Consider the following 4,145-nt stretch of genomic DNA (forward strand, 5'->3'; position numbering starts at 1 on the left):
TGTAGCCCCACAGGTGCGCCTTGAAGCCGGGCGCCATCTCGCGCACCACCGGCTCGGCCACCAGATGGAACTCCTTGACGCCGTTGTTCATGCGCCAGGGCAGCGTCCAGCCGTTGAGCGTGACCACCGGGTTGTAGGGCCGTCCGCTGTCCGGCACCAGCGGCGGCATGGTGTCGGGCTTCGATTGCAGCACCGGCTCGGGCAAGGCGGCCATCGCCACCTTGCTGACCGCCGCGGCGCTGGCAGCGGCGGTGATCGCACCGGCACCGGAGAGGAAATTGCGTCGTGAAACCATGGTTCGGTCCGGATTCAGTGGCCGGCGCCACCGGCGTCGGCGGCGGGCGAGACAGACAGCGCGGTGGCCGCGGCGAGGCTGGGCTTGCCGACCAGCGCCATGTCGAGGTCGGCCTGCGCGAGCCAGAAGTCGCGCTGCGCCTCGATCGCGGCGTTGACGCCGGCGATCTGCACGCGCGCATCGGCGAGCAGTTCGAACACGCCGATCAGCATGCCGTTGTAGCGAAGCACGTTCTCTTCGGCGATACGCTGCCGCAGCGGCACGATCTCGTCGCGATGGTGCTTCGCCACGTCCCACGCCGTGCGGTAGGCGCCATAGGCCTCGCGCACCTCGGAGCGGGCGTTGATCGCCGTCTCGGCCGCGCGCGCCAGCGACTGGCGGTACAGGCTTTCGGCCCGCGCCACGCGCGCCGTGCCCCAGTCGAACAGCGGCAGCTCGAAGCCCATCTCCCAGCCGCGCTGCACCGGCGCCTCATTGGAGCTGTTGCGCACATAGCCGAGTTCGAGCACGTTGATGAAGCGCGTGGTGCGCGTAAGGCCGAGCGACCTCGCCAACTGCTCGGTCGCCAGGCGCGCGCCCTGCACGTCCAGGCGCTGGGCAATGGCGGTGCGCTCGACGTCGGGTAATTCTCGCGGGGCGCTCGGCAGGTCGGGCAGTCGCTCGGGCAGGCGGAACTCCGCCTGTGCGCCCCACAGGCCGAGCAACCGGGTGAGGCGTTCACGGGTAGCCAGGCGGGCCTGCTGCGCGCGCGCCAGGCCGAGCGCGGCATCGGCGGAGAACGACTGCTCGCGCAAGCGTTGCAGCGCACTGAAGTTGCCGGCCTGCGCCATGCGCCGGGCAAGTTCGGCGCCGGCTTCGGCAGCCTGCATCACCTGCGTGGCGTAGCGCAGCGATTCCTCGGCGGCCACGGCTTGCACCCAAGCCTTGCGCGTGTCAGCGGCCAGCGCCAGCACCGCCGTCGCCGCCATCCCCTGCGCCTGTGCGAATCGGCGCTGCTCGATCTGCCTCTTCATCGGCAGCGCGATCAGCGAGGCGAGATCGAAGTGCAGTCCTCGCTCCCACTCGATCTCCTTGCCCTTGGTCAGACGCGCGAAGCCGAAGCCGGGATTGGGCAGGCGGCCGGCTTGCACCAGATCGGCCTCGGTGATGCCGAGATCGAAATAGGCCGCCTGCAGCCCCGGGTTGTTGAGCAACGCCACCTGTACCGCGGCGTCGATGCCCAGAGGCTCCTGCAGCAGTTCGGCCGTGCGCTGCTCGATCGCGAGACGGTCTTCAGCGCTGCGCGCCCACCGGATGTCCTGACCAAGGTGCTGCCTGGCAGCGCGCTCGACGGTACCGAAGCCGCCGTCGTCCGAGAACGTGGCGCAGCCAGCCAGCAGCGCGGCAGCGGCCAGCACACTCATTCGCAAGGGATCCATGCGCAACCTCAATGGCGATGAGCCGCCGAAGCGGGGGCCGGGGCCGGCTGCGCTGCCGACTCGGAAGGCGCGGCCGGTTGCGCCGCCTCGCGGGCATACGTTCGCCAGCCGCCGATGCGGTTGACGCGCTCGTTGGCCTCTTTCCACGAGCCCACGGGCGCTTCCGCCAGCGGGCGGTAACCGGCCAGCGCCGAACGGTGCTGGGCGGGTGGCACGACCGCCTTCGGGTCGAGCGGGTCGGGCGCGGGCCGCGCCGGCTGGGCCTGGGCCAGTGCCGCCAGGCCGAGTGCGGCCGCACAGGCGCCGCAACGCAGGAATCGGGACATGTCAGTCCTCGCTGAAGAATCGACGGGTCCGTTCGCACGGGCGAACGGGCGAAACTCAGGCGAGGACGGTGCGTGGAGGGCGTTCAGGCCCGCCGGTCAGGAAGGCGGCGACAGCCCGCTGGGGGATGGCCGGCGCCAGGGCTTCGGCGGGCACCTGAGGCAGCGTGACCGCCCCCATGGGCAGGCCCAGCGCCGCGCAGCAGGCCGCGCAGGCGCTGCACTTGAAGGCGCCGCCGGTGCGAGGCGTGCCGTCATCGGCAGGATGTTCGTCCGCTGACACCTGCAGGCTCGCCGCGGCGTGCTCATCATGATGCGCGGCAGCGCCCTCTTCGTGATGATGAGCGGTGTTCACCTGCATGCGGTCATGCATGGCGGCGCAATGCACCGCCCCGGTGGCGGCCAAGCCCTGCAGGGGCAAGGCCAGGGCCATCAGGCACAGCAGCAACAGGCGCAGAACGGCACGCATGTCGCGAATGTACCGCGACTCGACCCCACAGCGGGGCGAGCAAAATCAAACCATGCAGCCCGCCCTCCTACTGGAACGCATCGACGCGATCGGCGCCAGCCTCGCCGCCAGCGGCCATGCCCTGGCGCTGATCGCCCTCGGCTCGATCGGCCGCGACACGCACCGGCTCGACGCCTGGTCGGACCTCGACTTCTTCGCCATCGTCGAGCCGGGCCACAAGGCAAGCTACCTCGAACGGCTCGACTGGCTGGAGGCCGCGCATCCGCTGGCCTGGCACTTCCGGAACACCCGCGACGGTCACAAGGCGCTGATGGCCGACGGCGTGTTCTGCGAATTCGCGGTGTTCGAGCCGGCCGAGCTGGACGCCATCCCCTTCGCCCCTGGGCGCATCGTGTGGAAGCGCGACGGGGTCGACGACGCGATCGCAGTGCCGCGCCGGCCCTTGCCGGACGGCAGCCTGCCCGACGAAACCTGGATCGTCGGCGAGGCGCTCAGCGGCCTGCTGGTCGGCCTGCAGCGCTGGCACCGCGGCGAGAGGCTGGCGGCGATGCGCATGGTGCAGTCGCACGCGCTGGACCGGCTGGTCGAACTCGATGCCCTGCGCCTGTTGCAGGCCGGAGCCGGCGCCGAGGGTGCCGACCCGTTCAACCGCGAGCGCCGCGTCGAGCAGCGACAGCCTGGGCTGCGCGACGAGCTGCCGCGCATCGCCGCCGGCTATGAACACACGCCCGAGGCCGCATTGGCGCTGCTGCAGGCGCTGCAGCGGCGCGGGGCGCCGCTGAACGACGAAGTGGTCGAGCGCATCAAGGCGCTGGCCGCGGCTACGATCCCGACCTGACCCATCTTCGAAGGCCGTCGTGAAACTCGCCACCTGGAACGTCAACTCCCTGTCCGTTCGCCTGCCGCAGTTGCTCGCGTGGCTGTCGGAGCACCCGGTCGATGCGATCGTGCTGCAGGAGACCAAGCTCACCGACGACAAGTTTCCGCACGCCGAGCTGGAAGCCGCCGGCTACCGCGCGCAGTGGTTCGGCCAGCGCACCTACAACGGCGTGGCCCTGCTCAGCCGAAGCGAGGCCGGCGAGGTCGTGCGCAACATCCCCGGCTTCGACGACGAGCAGGCGCGCGTGATCGCCGGCACCACCGGAGGTATCCGCGTGATCGGCGCCTACTTCCCCAACGGCCAGGCGCCCGACAGCGACAAGTTCGCCTACAAGATGCGCTGGCTCGACGCGCTGCGCGAATGGGTGCGCGCCGAACTGGCGGCGCATCCGCAGCTGGTGCTGATGGGCGACTTCAACATCGCGCCGGAAGACCGCGATGTCTACGACCCGGTGGCCTGGGCCGGGCAGATCCACTGCACGCCGCAGGAGCGCGAGCACTTCCGCGGGCTCGTCGCGCTCGGCCTGCACGATGCCTTCCGGCTCTTCGAGCAGCCGCCCAAGAGCTGGAGCTGGTGGGACTACCGCAACCTCGCCTTCCGCAAGAACCAGGGGCTGCGCATCGACCACATCCTGGTCAGCGAGGCGCTGCGCCCGCGCGTGAGCGCCTGCACGATCGACAAGGCACCGCGCAAGAACGAGCGGCCGAGCGACCACGCGCCGGTGTTCGTCGAACTCGCCGGCTGAGCCGACGCCGGCTCA

At 70.7% G+C, this 4,145-nt stretch carries 6 protein-coding genes; 2 read left to right on the forward strand and 4 right to left on the reverse strand.

All coding sequences use genetic code 11. From position 1 onward, the window contains the following. From AB7U92_RS22840 to AB7U92_RS22855, 4 genes are all read right to left on the reverse strand, one after another. Nucleotides 1-295, reverse strand: a 295-nt coding sequence (locus AB7U92_RS22840) for a twin-arginine translocation signal domain-containing protein (RefSeq protein WP_428582424.1), incomplete at its 3' end; no start/stop codon positions are given. 14 nt (nucleotides 296-309) lie between these two features. Then, entirely contained in the window at nucleotides 310-1,713 is a 1,404-nt protein-coding gene (locus AB7U92_RS22845; RefSeq protein WP_428582426.1) for a TolC family protein, read from the reverse strand. Between the two features lie 8 nt (nucleotides 1,714-1,721). Beyond that, nucleotides 1,722-2,039 (reverse strand): hypothetical protein, encoded by a 318-nt coding sequence (locus AB7U92_RS22850; RefSeq protein WP_428582428.1) that lies wholly within the window; start codon nucleotides 2,037-2,039, stop codon nucleotides 1,722-1,724. 55 nt (nucleotides 2,040-2,094) lie between these two features. Beyond that, nucleotides 2,095-2,505: a hypothetical protein gene (locus AB7U92_RS22855; RefSeq protein ID WP_428582430.1), complete on the reverse strand. Its 411-nt coding sequence runs from the start codon at nucleotides 2,503-2,505 to the stop codon at nucleotides 2,095-2,097. Nucleotides 2,506-2,557: 52 nt separating this feature from the next. Between AB7U92_RS22855 and AB7U92_RS22860 the strand changes: the two genes are divergently transcribed. Then, complete coding sequence (locus AB7U92_RS22860) at nucleotides 2,558-3,343, forward strand: hypothetical protein (RefSeq protein WP_428582432.1); 786 nt, start codon at nucleotides 2,558-2,560, stop codon at nucleotides 3,341-3,343. Between the two features lie 19 nt (nucleotides 3,344-3,362). Beyond that, entirely contained in the window at nucleotides 3,363-4,130 is a 768-nt protein-coding gene (locus AB7U92_RS22865; protein WP_428582434.1) for an exodeoxyribonuclease III, read from the forward strand. Nucleotides 4,131-4,145: the final 15 nt, after the last annotated feature.

Source organism: Piscinibacter sp. (assembly GCF_050175855.1).
GTDB lineage: Bacteria > Pseudomonadota > Gammaproteobacteria > Burkholderiales > Burkholderiaceae_C > Piscinibacter.

Coding starts and splice junctions, on each gene's coding strand:
- AB7U92_RS22845 (WP_428582426.1), bottom strand. CDS start 1,713: ATGGATCCCTTGCGAATGAGTGTGCTGGCCGCTGCCGCGCTGCTGGCT.
- AB7U92_RS22850 (WP_428582428.1), bottom strand. CDS start 2,039: ATGTCCCGATTCCTGCGTTGCGGCGCCTGTGCGGCCGCACTCGGCCTG.
- AB7U92_RS22855 (WP_428582430.1), bottom strand. CDS start 2,505: ATGCGTGCCGTTCTGCGCCTGTTGCTGCTGTGCCTGATGGCCCTGGCC.
- AB7U92_RS22860 (WP_428582432.1), top strand. CDS start 2,558: ATGCAGCCCGCCCTCCTACTGGAACGCATCGACGCGATCGGCGCCAGC.